Source organism: Kineococcus sp. AC630 (assembly GCF_979255925.1).
Genome location: NZ_CEEDMJ010000016.1, coordinates 120,284 through 133,873 on the forward strand (window position 1 = coordinate 120,284; position 13,590 = coordinate 133,873).

At 71.7% G+C, this 13,590-nt stretch carries 14 protein-coding genes; 9 read left to right on the plus strand and 5 right to left on the minus strand.

Translation table 11 applies throughout. The features are described from left to right. Positions 1–5 precede the first annotated feature (5 nt). Positions 6–704, minus strand: a complete 699-nt coding sequence (locus tag AC0I8G_RS17620) for a UDP-N-acetylglucosamine acyltransferase (protein ID WP_471731089.1) — start codon at positions 702–704, stop codon at positions 6–8. 330 nt (positions 705–1,034) lie between these two features. On the opposite strand from AC0I8G_RS17620, the gene AC0I8G_RS17625 reads away from it, so the two are divergent. From AC0I8G_RS17625 to AC0I8G_RS17655, 7 genes are all read left to right on the plus strand, one after another. Next, complete coding sequence (locus tag AC0I8G_RS17625; protein ID WP_471731090.1) at positions 1,035–2,285, plus strand: flagellin N-terminal helical domain-containing protein; 1,251 nt, start codon at positions 1,035–1,037, stop codon at positions 2,283–2,285. A gap of 129 nt (positions 2,286–2,414) precedes the next feature. Next, positions 2,415–3,863: a flagellar filament capping protein FliD gene (gene fliD, locus AC0I8G_RS17630; protein WP_471731091.1), complete on the plus strand. Its 1,449-nt coding sequence runs from the start codon at positions 2,415–2,417 to the stop codon at positions 3,861–3,863. Between the two features lie 130 nt (positions 3,864–3,993). Next, the gene (locus tag AC0I8G_RS17635) at positions 3,994–4,419 is read left to right on the plus strand and encodes a flagellar export chaperone FliS (RefSeq protein ID WP_471731092.1); all 426 of its coding nucleotides are present in this window, start codon (positions 3,994–3,996) and stop codon (positions 4,417–4,419) included. Beyond that, positions 4,416–4,784 carry a hypothetical protein gene (locus tag AC0I8G_RS17640; protein ID WP_471731093.1) on the plus strand — a complete coding sequence of 123 codons (369 nt, stop codon included), beginning with the start codon at positions 4,416–4,418 and terminating at the stop codon, positions 4,782–4,784. The genes AC0I8G_RS17635 and AC0I8G_RS17640 overlap by 4 nt, the downstream gene beginning before the upstream one ends. After that, positions 4,784–5,824 (plus strand): tetratricopeptide repeat-containing glycosyltransferase, encoded by a 1,041-nt coding sequence (locus AC0I8G_RS17645; RefSeq protein ID WP_471731094.1) that lies wholly within the window; start codon positions 4,784–4,786, stop codon positions 5,822–5,824. Before AC0I8G_RS17640 ends, AC0I8G_RS17645 begins: the two co-directional genes overlap by 1 nt. 84 nt (positions 5,825–5,908) lie before the next feature. Continuing rightward, a complete protein-coding gene (gene fliS, locus AC0I8G_RS17650; protein ID WP_471731095.1) occupies positions 5,909–6,328 on the plus strand; it encodes a flagellar export chaperone FliS in 420 nt (139 codons plus the stop codon). Between the two features lie 8 nt (positions 6,329–6,336). After that, positions 6,337–6,711: a hypothetical protein gene (locus AC0I8G_RS17655; RefSeq protein WP_471731096.1), complete on the plus strand. Its 375-nt coding sequence runs from the start codon at positions 6,337–6,339 to the stop codon at positions 6,709–6,711. Between the two features lie 150 nt (positions 6,712–6,861). Here AC0I8G_RS17655 and AC0I8G_RS17660 read toward each other — a convergent pair whose 3' ends face one another. After that, complete coding sequence (locus AC0I8G_RS17660) at positions 6,862–8,970, minus strand: EAL domain-containing protein (protein WP_471731097.1); 2,109 nt, start codon at positions 8,968–8,970, stop codon at positions 6,862–6,864. 201 nt (positions 8,971–9,171) lie between these two features. Between AC0I8G_RS17660 and AC0I8G_RS17665 the strand changes: the two genes are divergently transcribed. Together AC0I8G_RS17665 and AC0I8G_RS17670 are read left to right on the plus strand one after the other, a co-directional pair. Further along, positions 9,172–9,723, plus strand: a complete 552-nt coding sequence (locus AC0I8G_RS17665; protein WP_471731098.1) for a hypothetical protein — start codon at positions 9,172–9,174, stop codon at positions 9,721–9,723. Positions 9,724–9,819: 96 nt separating this feature from the next. Beyond that, on the plus strand, positions 9,820–10,377 hold the full coding sequence (locus AC0I8G_RS17670; RefSeq protein WP_471731099.1) for a Uma2 family endonuclease: 558 nt from the start codon (positions 9,820–9,822) through the stop codon (positions 10,375–10,377). Between the two features lie 3 nt (positions 10,378–10,380). Here AC0I8G_RS17670 and AC0I8G_RS17675 read toward each other — a convergent pair whose 3' ends face one another. The 3 genes from AC0I8G_RS17675 to cydC all read right to left on the minus strand — a co-directional run. After that, positions 10,381–11,076: a M15 family metallopeptidase gene (locus AC0I8G_RS17675; protein ID WP_471731100.1), complete on the minus strand. Its 696-nt coding sequence runs from the start codon at positions 11,074–11,076 to the stop codon at positions 10,381–10,383. 9 nt (positions 11,077–11,085) lie between these two features. Continuing rightward, positions 11,086–11,805 carry a hypothetical protein gene (locus tag AC0I8G_RS17680; protein WP_471731101.1) on the minus strand — a complete coding sequence of 240 codons (720 nt, stop codon included), beginning with the start codon at positions 11,803–11,805 and terminating at the stop codon, positions 11,086–11,088. Between the two features lie 89 nt (positions 11,806–11,894). Then, positions 11,895–13,590: thiol reductant ABC exporter subunit CydC (cydC, locus tag AC0I8G_RS17685; protein WP_471731102.1), on the minus strand; the 1,696-nt coding region annotated here is incomplete at its 5' end.

Here is a 13,590-nt window from a genome sequence, read left to right on the forward strand (position 1 = left end):
TCGCGTCAGGACGTGAGGCCCCGACCTTCCCGCCAGGCCGACCAGAGCGCGTGCACCTCCTGTGGTGCGCTGTCGGGAAGTTCGGCCGTTCCCTGCACCACGCTCGGCCACAGCTCCACCAGGTCGTCCCCGGCGCCGAGTCGGCGCAGCGCCACGGCGTTGACCCCGGCGACGCGTCCGGGGTTGCCGAGGACGGTCGTGAACGGGGTCACGTCGCGGTTGACCGCGCAGCCCATGCCCACCATGGCCCCGGCCCCCACCGACCTGTGCTGGTGGACCACTGCCCCCAAGCCGAGGGTCGCGCCCAGACCGATGTCGGAGTGTCCGGCCACCGAGGATCCTGCTGCCATCGTGACTCCGGCGGCGACCTCGACGTCGTGGCTGACGTGGGTCCGCGACATCAGGTAGGTGCCGTCCCCGACGACCGTGGGCCGCTCGATGCCCTGGTGGACGGTGGCGAACTCACGCACCAGTACGCCGTCACCGACCACGACCCCGGCCCCCTCGAGTTCGCCCTCCCACACCACGGACCGGCCGTGGTCCCGGTGCTCGGGGGGCATGCCCAGGCACACGTGCGCACCGATCCAGGTGCCGCTGCCGATGCGCAGCGGCCCGACCAGGACGCTGAAGGGGCCGACGACGTTGTCGTCCCCGAGGTGGACTCCCTCGCCGACGACAGCGGTGGGGTGGATGCGGTTGGGCACTGCGGAACCTCCGGCTCGAGCCTGTTGACCGTGGACGTGCTGCGCGTCTCGGTCTGAGCTGACCGTTTCCGCGACAGATGTGACTCTGAGTGCTTAGATAGTGACGCATTGAAGTGTCGCTCGGGTCGCGGCACCGTCGGCCGGCGAGTCGACCACGACCGTTCGTGCCTGGAGGGACTCCGGGTGGTCGTGGTGCGGGAGGCGCAGAAGCATCACCCGTTTGCCACGCAGCCAAGGGCTCAGGTGCTGGGCTCGCAGGCCGATGAATGAACTGTCAGGCCACGGACGGCGGACATCACCCCCAGACCCCACTCACGGAGGAAATCGATCATGGGTCTTCGCGTCAACAACAACATCGCTTCGCTCAACTCGTACAACAACCTGCAGCGCACCGACAAGGCGATGAACTCCTCGCTGCAGAAGCTGTCCTCGGGTCTGCGCATCAACAAGGCTGCCGACGACGCAGCCGGCCTGGTCGTCTCCGAGGGTCTGCGCTCGCAGATCGGTGGCCTCACCGTCGCCGCCCGCAACGCCCAGGACGGCGTCAACGTCGCCCAGACCGCTGACGGCGCCCTGAGCGAGTCCACCTCGATCCTCCAGCGCATGCGTGACCTGGCCGTCCAGGCCGCCAACGGTGGTTCGCAGGACTCCGCGGCCCAGACCGCCGCCAACACCGAGTTCCAGCAGCTGAGCTCCGAGCTGACCCGCATCTCCGACACCACCGCGTTCGGTGGCAAGAAGCTGCTCGACGGCACGTACGGCGTCAAGCCCGCCAACCTCGCCGGTGGCATCACCGTCCCCTCGGGCGGTGTGGTCGTCAGCGGCGCCACCACGGGCGGCAACCAGTTCAGCGTCGCGTTCGCCAGCGTCCAGAACGCGGCAGGCTCCTATGCGGCCCTCGCCGCCACGACTGTCACGGTCGCGGCGGGTACCTACACCACCGCCAGCTCCTACCAGACCGCGGTGCAGGCCGGGATCGACAGCGCGCTGACGGGTGCCGGTCTCTCCGCCGGGTCCCTCACCGCCACGGTGACCGACTCTGGCAACGGTGTCTGGAAGCTGAGCCTGGACTCCTCCAAGGCTCTGACCAACGCCACCACCGGCTCCGCGTTCACGACTACCGCGGTCGGTGGCACCGTCCTCGGCATCTCCGCGGCTACGTCCAGCACGGCGACCGCGGGTGGCGCGGTGTTCCAGGTCGGCTCGAACAACACGGCGAACGACCAGCTGTCCCTCTCCATCGGGGACCTGGACGCCGCTGGTCTCGGTGTGGCCTCCAGCGTCCTGACCAGCGTCTCCTCGGCTCAGTCGGCCATCACGTCCGTCGACGCCGCGCTGGCGCAGGTCTCCGGCGCTCGCGCCAGCATCGGTGCTCTCCAGAACCGCTTCGAGCACGCGATCAACAACATCAGCGTCTCGATCGAGAACATCACCGCGTCGGAGTCGGCCATCCGCGACACCGACATGGCGGCCGAGATGTCGAAGTACACCCGTAGCCAGATCCTCTCGCAGGCCGGCACGAGCATGCTCGCGCAGGCCAACTCCTCCTCGCAGAACATCCTCACCCTGCTGCGTGGCTGAGTGACCTCGGAGGTCACCGCACGACCACTGTGACCTCCACCAGGCGGGGAGCACCGGACTCCTGGTGCTCCCCGCCTGCCTGTCGTTCCCCACACGGAAGTACCCACAAGTCACGGAAGAGGGGCCGTCGTGTCCACCACCGTCTCATCGTCAGTCGTCGACGGGCTCGTCAGCGGCCTCGACACCACCACCATCATCTCCCAGCTGCTCAACGCCGACGCCAGCGCGCAGACCAAGCTGAAGTCCACGGTCAGCGCGTCGAACCTCAAGGTGACGGCCTTCCAGTCGGTGAGTTCCAAGCTCGCCGCCGTGCAGTCCGCCGCCGACGCCCTGCAGAAGGCCGCGACCTGGACGGCCACCACCGCCAGTTCGTCCAACGTCGCGATCACGGCGACGACGGACAGCTCCGCGGCCTCGGGCTCCCTCGCCGTGAACGTCACCGCGTTGGCCAGTGGCCGCTCGGTGGTCAGCACGGCGGCGTTCTCCGCGGCCGACGCGACTGCGGCAACCGCCTTGGGCTACCCACTGGACGTGGTCAGCGACGGGAAGATCGTCGGGACGATCAGTCCCAGCGCAGGAACCCTGAGCGACGTCGCCGCGGCGATCAACAAGGCGTCGAGCCTCGGGATCAGAGCTGTCGCGCTCCGCGTCGGCACGGATTCCTACCGCCTGCAGATCACCTCCACCTCCACCGGCGCGAAGGGCGGGGACTTCAAGCTCGTCCCCACCACGGGTCAGGCGGCCGGCACCGCCTACGCGGGCAACGGCACCGAGGCCGCGGGGCTGACCACGCTCTCGGCCGCCGCGGACGCGTCCCTGACGATCGTCGGCACCAGCAACTCGCTGGCGATCACCTCGCCCACCAACACCTTCGTCAACGTCATGCCGGGGGTCTCGATCACCGCGGCCGCGACGGGAACGTCGACGGTCTCGGTGGCGGCCGACACCGGTTCGGTCGTGAACTCCGTGAAGGCCCTGGTCGACGCGGCCAACACCGCCCTCGACGACATCACCCTGCAGTCCCGGGCGGGGATCGCAGGGGCCGATGGCAAGGTCACCGGTGGGGGAACCCTGCGAGGGGACTACACCCTCCGGACGTTGAAGTCGCAGATCCTCACGGCGGTGACGAGCGCCCTCGGGTCCTCGCCTACCTCGGCGGCGACCTTCGGTGTGCAGTCGACCAAGGACGGAGGGCTCACCTTCGACCAGGCCAAGTTCACGACCGCCTACACGGCGAACCCGACTGCCGTCCAGAAGCTCCTGTCGGCGAAGTCCGTGGACTCCTCCTCGACTGACCTCGGTCTCGTCGAGCGCCTGCGCAAGGTGACCGTCGGTGCCGTAGGTGATCTGAAGCTGAGCGGATCGAGCTCGGACGGGTCGATCACCGCCGCCATCACGGGGCAGAAGTCGACCATCGCGGACCTCACCGACCGCATCTCCGACTGGGACGTCCGTCTCGCCCAGAAGAAGGACCGCTACCAGAAGTACTACGCGGCACTGGAGACGACGCTGGGCAAGCTGCAGTCGCAGTCGAGCTGGCTCTCCGGGCAGCTCGCCGGGCTGAGCTCGGGAGGCTGAGGACGTTGAAGCGACAGGCCGTTCCGGTGCGCAGGCACCGGGACGGCCTTTCGTGGTTCTCCTGGCTCGTTCCGGCGCTTCCGTTGCCGATGGAAGAGCGCAACCCCCGCCACCTCTGGAGGACGACCGCATGACCGCGATGACCAACTACCGGCGCGTGCAGGCCAACCGCTACCTCGGAGACAGCCTGGGCACGGTCAGTCCGTCGACCCTGGTGGTCATGGCCTACGACCGGCTGGTCCTCGACCTGCAGCGCGCCGAGGCCGCCCAGGTGGCGGGCCAGCGCGAGGCAGCGCACCTCGCCCTCCTGCACGCCCAGGACCTCGTCCACGAGCTGCAGAACAACCTGGACACCAGCGTCTGGGACGGCGCGGCCGGCCTGAGCGCTCTCTACACCTGGATCGTCCGACAGCTCATCACCGCGAACCTGTCGGGGGACGCCACCATCACGGCAAGCTGTCGGGTGGAGGTCGTCGAGCCGCTCGCGGAGGCGTGGCGGCAGGCGGCGCTCGAGCAGGCCGGCGCCGCCGCGGCCACCGGGGACGGGCTCGCGTGACGTCCCCGGCAACTCCCGACGCGACCTCGGCCCCGGAGGTGGCCGTCGACACGCCCGCGGAGGAGTGGGCGGCCGCGCTGCGGGAGGTGGAGCTCGACGTCGACGCCGCCGAGGAGCTCCTCGAGGCCTTGCACCGGGGCGCCGAGTTCTCCGACGAGGTCACCCTCCCCTCGTGGTCGGCGCCGCAGCTCTCCTGCCCGCTGCCGGGTGACCTCGTCGAGCACGCATCCTCGGTGCTGCAGCGTCAGCTCGACGTGAGCCGGCAGCTCGCGGAGGCAATCGTCCAGGCCCGCGTTCACCACCGGGCCCTCGGCAAGCTGGACCCCGCTGAGCACGTGCCCGTCTTCTTCGACGCCGCCGTGTGATGACCTCCTCGCCCCCTCCGGTGACGCTGCTGAGCGCCTGCCTGATCGTGCGCGACGAGGCTTCGAGGATCGACGCCTGCCTGGAGGCGGTGTGCGCGGTCGTCGACGAGGTCGTCGTCCTGGACACGGGCTCCCAGGACGACACCGTCCGTCGGGCTCGCGGCTGGCCGGTGCAGGTCGTCGAGGGCCGGTGGCGCGACGACTTCGCGGCCGCCCGCAACGAGGCCCTCGGTCACTGCACGGGTGAGTGGGTCCTCAGCCTCGACGCGGACGAGGTCGTGCACGCGGATCGGGACGCGCTGCGCCGACTGCTGGTCACCACCGGTGAGGAGCGGCTCCTGGTGCCGATCGAGAACCTCTCCACGTCCGAACTGCCCTACGCCTTCACCGTGGCCCGACTCTTCCGCCGTGCGGGGGCGTCGTGGCAGGGGCGGGTCCACGAGCGCATCACCCACGTCTCCGCAGAAGCTCCTGGGCCCGTGCGGTCGGGGAGTGCCACACACGTCCCCGAAGACGCCCTGCGCCTCGTCCACCACGGGTACGCCACCGCTGACGAACTCCGCCGCAAGGGTGTTCGCAACGCCGAGCTCGCCCAGAGCGCCCTGGACCAGCTGCTCGAACAGCGCGCGGCGGACCGGGGCGCGATCGCAGCCGTGGCCCTCGACCTCGGGCGGGCGTGCATCGGCTCGGGTGAGCTGCAGCGCGCGGTGGACGCGTTCGAGGCGGTCCGCGAGCTGGAACCCTCGGGGCTCGTCTGGCAGCAGGCCACGGACTTCCTCGCCCGGGTGCTGCTGGGCGTGGGCGAGGCCGATCTCGCCCGCGTGCTCGCCGACCAGCTCCGCGCTTCCGGGATCGAGGAGCAGTACTGCGACTGGCTGACCGCGCAGGCGCAAGCGCAGTCGGGCGACCCCGGGGGTGCTCTGGACCGGTTGCGCGGGGTTCGTTCCCTCGTCGACCCCGCCGGTCGCAGGTACGACTTCGCCGCCGTCGAAGAGCTGCGCGACCTGTGCTCGGCCCTGTTGCAGGGAACGATCCCGTAGCGCACGGGGCTCGTGCACGTCTCCGCTTTCCGCGTCCGTCGCCGATGGACCGCAACGAGCCAGACCCACCGGAGGATCCACGCGATGACCACCTCGATGTACGGCCGGAGTGTGCAGGCCAACCGCTACTTCGCGGACAGCCTGGCCACGGCGAGCCCAGCCACGCTGCTCGTCATGCTCTACGACCGCCTCGTGCTCGACCTCAAGCGTGCCGAGGACGCCCAGCGCAGCGGCGATCGAGAGACCGCCCACGTCAACCTCCTCCACGCGCAGGACATCATCCGGGAGCTGCAGGTCGGGCTGGACGCCACGAAGTGGGAGGCCGGACCGGGGCTGATCGCTCTCTACACCTGGATGGTGCAGGAGTTGGTGACCGCGAACGTCACCGGCGACGCCGACCGCACGGCCTCCGTCCGCGTCGAGACGGTCGAGCCCCTGGCGGAGGCGTGGCGGCAGGCTGCCCTGGAGGTCTTGGCGGGCACCTCGGTGGCCGGTGAGCTGTGATCGAAGCGGTGGGACCCGTCCGAGAACCACCTCGTCCCGCGACGGGGAACGAGCACCGTTCGGGGTGGCGGTACGCGTGGGCGGAGGTCCTGCAGACCCTGGACAAGGACGTGTCCGCCGCCGAAGAACTGCTGCGCACCGCCCACGCCGAAGTCGACGTTCCCGCCCAGTCCAGTGCCGTCGCGGCCGACCGGGTCGAACACGGTCCCGGGGGTCCTGTGCCGCAGGAGTTCTCGCGACGCGCGCGCCGGCTCCTGGAACGTCAGCTCGACGTCAGTGAGCGTCTCGCAGAGGCGCTCGCGCAGGTGAGAGCCCAACACCGCGCCCCGGAACAGGCGGGTCGAGCCGGACGGGCAGCTGAGCCCTTCGACGAACCACTCTGACCCCGCCCCCGTCACGTCGGCCTTCGCTCGCGTCGTCGCGCGGTGACAGGAGGACGTCGGGAACCGTGACCGGTTGGCCCAGACGCTGCGGTCGAGCAGTAGCCCAGGTCGGCGTCCCGCCTGACCCCGGCAGCAAGGCCGTGGAACTCCTCAGACCCGCAACGGTGCGGGCCGGGCGAGGTGGTACCCCTGCCCCAACTGCACCCCGAGGTCCCGCAGCACTGCGAGCTCCTCGCCCGTCTCGATCCCCTCGGCGATGATCAGCGCGTCCGTCGCGCTCGCGAACGTCACCAACCCCGCGGCGAGCGCCCGGCGTGAGGTGTCGGTGTCGATGTCGCGGACGAGGGAGATGTCGAGCTTGATGAAGTCCGGCAGGATCGCGAGGACGTGGGAGAGCGAGGCGTAGCCGGCGCCGGTGTCGTCGACGGCGATGCGCAACCCTTGGCGGCGCAGCGGTTCCAGGGTCGAGAGCAGGGACGCGTAGTCGGCGACGGCGGAGTGCTCGGTGATCTCCAGCACGATCCGGTCCAGCGGCAGCCGCTCGAGGCGGCGCAGGAGGCCGGGGGTGGTGATGGTCGCGGGGGAGAGGTTCAGCGCCAGGAACCCGGGCAGCACCGGGAGCCCGTGCAGGGCGTTGTCGAGGGCGCTGAGTTCGAGTTCCTCCCCGCAGCCGACCTCGGTCGCGTCGGCGAACCAGCGGTCGGGGGTGGGGGTTCCGTGGGGAAAGCGGCTGAGGGCCTCCACTCCGACGGCTTCGCCCGTGGCGAGGTCAACGACGGGCTGGTACACGACGACGGGTCCGCCGGCGGCGTCGAGGTCGTCGAGGCGGGCGAGCTTGCCGCGCCGCGCCCGGCGGGACCGGTCCTCCTCCTCGACGAGTTCCATCACCGCGCCGGTGACGGCGCGCAGGATCTCGGCGTCACGGGGCCGCAGGCTGTGGTCCGGGGCCCGGGAGACGGTGCACAGCGTCCCGTAGAGCGAACCGTCACGGCGGTGCAGCGGGATGCCGACGTAGGAACCCTCGCGGAGCAGGTGGTCGCGGTGGGCCTCGAACTCCGGTGCGGAGGTGTCGGTGGCCACGAGTGCGGCGTCGTCGGAGAGGACGCGGTCGCACAGCGATCGCCGCCCCGTGACGTCGGTGCCCGGGGTCAGCGAGGTCGGGAAGGGGGAGACCGCGTTGCGGATGTAACGCCGGTCCCCTTCGAGGGTGGAGATGAACGCGAACTCGGCCCCGATCTGGCGTCGGGCGAGGTCGAGCAGCGCATCGAGGGTGCTGTCGCTGCCGGACGTCGTCCGCGCGGGCGGGGGCGGCGTGGACGTGACGCGGGAGGCGGTGTCCGCGGCGATGGCGTCCTCGGCCCGCGCCCACGTCGCGAGCAGCCCGTGGGCGCGGTCGCGGGTCGCCGCACCGATGCGGACGGAGACGCCGTCGGCCGCCAGGGCCGTGCGGATGCGCTCGACGAAGGCGCGCGAGCCCTCCAGCCCGGACCCGGGCAGCAGGACGCCGAACCGGTCCCCGGCGATGCGGGCGAGGAGGTCACCGCTGCGCAACCGGGCGCCGACGGTGGACGCCGTGCGGTGCAGCAGCCCGTCCCCGGCGGTGAAACCGAGGCGACGGTTGACGTCGACGAGGTCGGGCAGGTCGATGAGCACGAGGGACACCGGCGCCGCGTGCCGGGCGGCCCGGGCCTCCTCGGCGATCAGAGCGGTCTGCCACGCCTCGGGCGGCGCGACGCCGGTGACCTCGTCGGCGTGCTCGGACTGCGCGCTGCGCTCGGCCGCGCGGGAACGTTCCGTGAGTTCCAGCTCCGCCGCCAGCAGCGCGCCCAGGAGGTCCCCCTGCAGCCGGACGCTGGGGACGAGGTCGTGCAGGTGGGCCCCGTTGCCGCCGCCGACTCCGCAGAGCGTGGCGAGGACCGTGCCGTCGGGCCCGGTCAGCGGGACGGTGATGAGGGAGACCGCACCGAGCTCCCGGCCGACGGCGCGGGGGGCCAGCGAGACGGGCACGCTCTTCAACCCGGCGAGGACGGGGTCGACGCCGTCCTCGACGACCCGGCGGCAGTGCGTGTCGGCCCAGGCAAGGGCGTCGCCGGGGGTGAGGCCGAAGAGCGGGTCGGTCACGGCGAGGATGACCTGGTCGGGACCTTCGGTGCGTCCGATCCACCAGCTCGGGAGGCCGACGCGCTGGGCGAGGTCGGTCAGCGTCCGGTTCGCGACGCCGAGGAAGTCGACGGCGGGGGCGGCGGGAACGGCGGACACCCGGGGGTGATCGGCAGGTCGGGGCCCGTGCTTGAGCCGTGGTCACCTCGCGAACGGACCGTTCGAATGTCAACGCTGTGTAAACAGGTTGTGACGTGCGAAACGTTTGGGGGGTTCCTGCCGATGCTCGTACGAGGGTGAGGACAGGCGCCCGGGCAGGACGACGCAGACGACCGACGCAGACGACCGACGGAGACGATCATGGCCAGCACCTCTCGCACCACCCTCGCGGCGTGCCTCGTGCTGCAGGGCACCACCGACACGGCGACCCTCGCGCCGGCTCTGGAGCACGACCTGCGGGGTCTCGTGAGCGTCGCCGACGAGGTCGTCGTCTACGACACCGCCGACCACCTCGCCCCGGGGAGCGCGGCCTTCGACGCGACGCTGCACCCCGCGGTGACGGTCGTCTCCGGCTTCTGGGCCGACGACCGCGAGAAGGCCCAGCAGGCGGCGCTCGCGCACGTCGGCGCCGACTGGGCGCTGTGCGTCCTCGCCGGTGAGCGGGTCACGTCCTCGCCCGAGGCGCTGCGCGCGCTGCTGCACGCGGCGACCGACGTCCCCGCGATGTCGGTGCGCGTCGACGACGTCGTGCGGGGGACCCACCGCTCGGCCCGGCTGCTGCACAAGGCCATGGCGGGCGCCTCGTTCTGCGGTGAGCTGGCCGAGGTGCCGAGCTCGCTGCTGACGGTGTCCCAGCCGGTGGCGACGACGGCGAACGTGCCGCGTCAGCGCGGGGTCTTCGACCGGGTCTGATCTTCGGGGAGTGCGTGGCGGGGCCGGGTGTGGTGCGCGGCCCCGCCGACGCGCTCCGGGGCTAGGCTGTCCTGAGACCCGGAGGAGGTGCTCCACTTGACCGAGCAGACGTTGACGTCGCAGTTCACCGTGGGGCGCTCGCTCAGCTGGGAGGAGTACGAAAGCCTTCCGGAGGATCCGCGTGCCGAGTACATCGACGGGCAGCTCGTCGTGACCCCAGGCCCCAGTGAACAGCACCAGTTGATCGCGAACGAGCTCGCCTGGCTCATCAGAGCTGCCCTGCCGGCGACCCACCGGGTCAACACCGGCTGGGGCTGGAAGCCTCAGCGCGACGAGTTCATCCCGGACGTCATGGTCTACGACCGCGCTTCGGCCTCAGCTGGTTCACAAGCCCGGTTCACCGGTACCCCGGAACTCGTCGTCGAGATCCTCTCCTCCAACCGTGGCGACGACCTGCTGCGCAAGATGGCGAAGTACGCAGCCGCTGGGCTCCCGCGGTACTGGATCGTCGACCCCCGCTCCGGGAGCCTCGCCACGTACCTGCTGGTGGAGGGGTTCTTCACCCCGACCGCCGTGCACGGGCGTGGAGACGTCGTTGCCCTCGATCTGGGTGTGGCGACCGTGCAGGTCGACGTGGATCGACTGCTCGGCTGAGGATCAGTCGCCCGAGATCGAGAAGTGCTGGTAGTCCTTCAGGGAGTTCCAGTCCCCGCCCCAGGAGAACCCGCGGTCCGCGAAGGCACGCACGACGGCGTCCCCCGCGACGACCACGCCGGGCGCGGGCTTCCGCTCGACGAAGGCCCGGCCCGCCTCGGGCAGGACGGTGGAACCCTTCACGTAGGAGTTCTCGACCGGGTTCAGGTCGATCGCGGTGCCGTAGGAGTGCTCGGAGAACCCCGTCCCGCCGGTCGTGGCCCGGCAGTTGAAGGCCGAGGTGTTGTCGGCGGCCATCGAGGCGTCGTCGGAACCGCCGAACGCTTCGACGGGTTCCATCCGGGCGACGGGGTAGCGCATCGCGTAGAGGGAGCCGAAGACGTCGGCGGTGGCCTGGGCCACGTCGGCGGCCACGACGATGCGTCCCGTTCCGGGTCTCCCGTCGAAGCCGATCACCGTCACCGTCACCACGCGCAGGTCCGCCGGGGCGACCGGGCACCCGGCCCGCCACGAGGCGGAGAGATCACCGACGGGGGAGATCACCGAGGTGTAGGCCGGCAGCATCGGTGAGTTCGTCGCGCGGGTGCCCCGGGTCACGAGGGCGGTCGACGCTGACGGAGTGGTGGTCGCGGACGGGGTCACCGCCGCGCACCCGGCGAGCAGCGGCACGACGAGCAGGCAGATCAGTGAGCGACCCATCACGACACGTTAGCGGCTGGTGACGCTGACCCGCGGTGCGGACACGTCGACGGCGCGTTCGCGCTGCTGCAGCGAGACGACGACGGCGAGGAAGATCGCCGGGCCGACCATCTCGCAGGCCTCCTCGACGGCCTGCAGCGTGCCGAGGAACAGACCGGCCTCGTCGAAGCCCTTGTCGCTCAACAGGTTCGCGACCATCTCCAGGCCCACGGACCCGCCGACGTAGAGCACGCCGCCGAGGAGGGCGAACGCCGCGGCGCGCCGCGGCAGGGCCAGCAGGAACCGGACGTAGAACAACGCGACGACCACGACGACGGGCAGCGCGGCCGCGACCCAGGCGTACTTGAAGACCCCGCTGTCGCCGACGATCGCGGTCATCGGCTCGACGAGACGTTCGTGCAGGCCGACGAGTTCGTCGAGGGAGAGGTAGCAGAACCCGACGCCGAGGATCATCCAGTGCCAGGCCCAGCGCGTCCCCGCCACGAACTTCTGCCGGCCGAACTCGAAGGTCACCAACCCGACGACGGTGAGCAGCACCGCGGAGAACCAGGACGGGAGGTTCGTCTCGGCGTTGACGTCGACGAACTTGCGGGCCGAGACGACCGGTCCGGCGTCGACGCCGAGTCCAGCGGTTGCGACGAGGAACGCGTAGCTCGCGGCACTCAGCAGGGCGATGACGACGAGCAGGGTGATCAGCAGGTGGCGGGGGCGTACGGAGACTTCGAGCACGGGGTTGACCCTCCGGTCAGGCTTGCGCCAGTCGGTGCGGAGCGGGGGCCAAGGTTAAGCACGGATGAACCAACGGTGGACAGTTGTGACTAGACCGATCGGGTGAGGACCGGGGCCTCGACCAGCTTCCCGTCGACCAGGTCGAGCACCCGGTCGGCCCGGTCCACGCCCTCGGTGCGGTGGGCCAGCAGCAGCACGGCCTGACTGCCCCGGGCGTCGAGGAGGTCTGCCAGCAGCCGCGCACCGGTCTCCTCGTCGAGGCCCTCGGAGGGTTCGTCGAGGACCAGGACCCGGACGTCGCCGAGCAGGGCGCGGGCCATCGCGAGCCGCCGCCGTTCCCCGCCGGACATCGGCTCCCCACCGTCGCCCAGGTGGGAGTCCAGTCCCCGGGGCAGGGCGGTGAACCAGTCGTCGAGGCGGACGCGGTGCAGGGCCGCGCGCAGCGCGTCGTCGTCGGACCCGGGGGCGGCGAGCAGCAGGTTCTCGCGCAGCGTCGTCGCGAAGACGTGCTCGTCGTCGCCGACGCGGCCGACGACGGAACGGACGTCGTCGCCAGTCAGCGCGCCCAGCTCGACGCCGTCCAGGGTCGCGCTCCCGGCGCGGGGGTCGAGGAAGCGTTGCAGTACCGCGGCGAGGGTGGACTTGCCCGACCCCGACGCGCCGCGGACGGCGACGACCTCACCGGCGACCAGGTCGAGGTTCACGCCGCGCAGGCAGTCCTCCTCCCAGCCGGCGACGACCCCGCGCAGCCTCACGACCACCCGCTGAGGGGCACCGAGCGGCTGGGGCGCCACGGGTTCGACCGCGGCGAGGGGGGTGGCCAGCAGGGCCTCGCTGCGGCGTCGGGCCGCGCGGGCCCGTTCCCGGGCGCGGGCGGCGTCGGGCAGGCCGCGGGCCGCGTCGGCGACGGTCACCCCGGCGAGGACGACCGCGGCGATCCACGCGGGGTTCCCGTCGTGGGGCAGCAGCGAGGCCGTGACGGCGAGCGCGACGACACCGGCGCCGGTTCCCAGCGCGGCCAGCGCCGCCGTCGCGGCCGCGGCGCGGGACTGCCGGGTCTCGGCCCGGGTCAACGCGGACTGCCTGCGGCGCAGGGTGTCCAGCGGGTCGACGGCACCGAGGGTGCGCAGGTCCTCGACCGCGTCGAGCGTCTCCACCGTCGCGGCCGCCAGGGCTCCGACGTCGGCGCGGTGGTCGTGGTCGCGGCGCTCGGCGAACCCCGCCACGGCGGGCGCGGCGAGCACCAGGACCGCCAGACCCGGGAGGACGGCGAGCGCGAACCAGGGGTTCACCAGGGTCGCGGCGAGCAGGGCGAGGGCGAGCGCGACGAGCGTCACGGTGACCGGGTGGCGGAAGCGCAGCAGCCCGTCGACCTGGGCGTCGACGTCCTCGACGAGCTGCACGAGCAGTTCCCCGGACCGTCCGAACCGCTTGCGGGACAACGGGCCCGGCAGGCGCGGGGCGAGGGCGGCGATCACGTCGGAGCGCCAGCGCGCCAACCGGGCGAAGGCGGCATCGTGGCTCAGCAGCCGCTCGACGTAGACCAGCAGGGGCCGCGCGGTGGCGCCGGCGCGCACGACGACGGCCGCCACGGACAGGGTCAACACGGGCGGGCGGTCCGCGGCCCGGACGATCAGCCACGTCGCGGCGGCGGTCAGGGTCGCCGCGGCCAGGACGGCGGCCACGCCCGCGACCACCGCCAGGGCCCCGGCCCCCCGACGCGGCCCCCGGTCCCCGGCGGAAACAACACTTTCCGCCCTCGAAGGGGCCGTGCGGGGGGCGGAA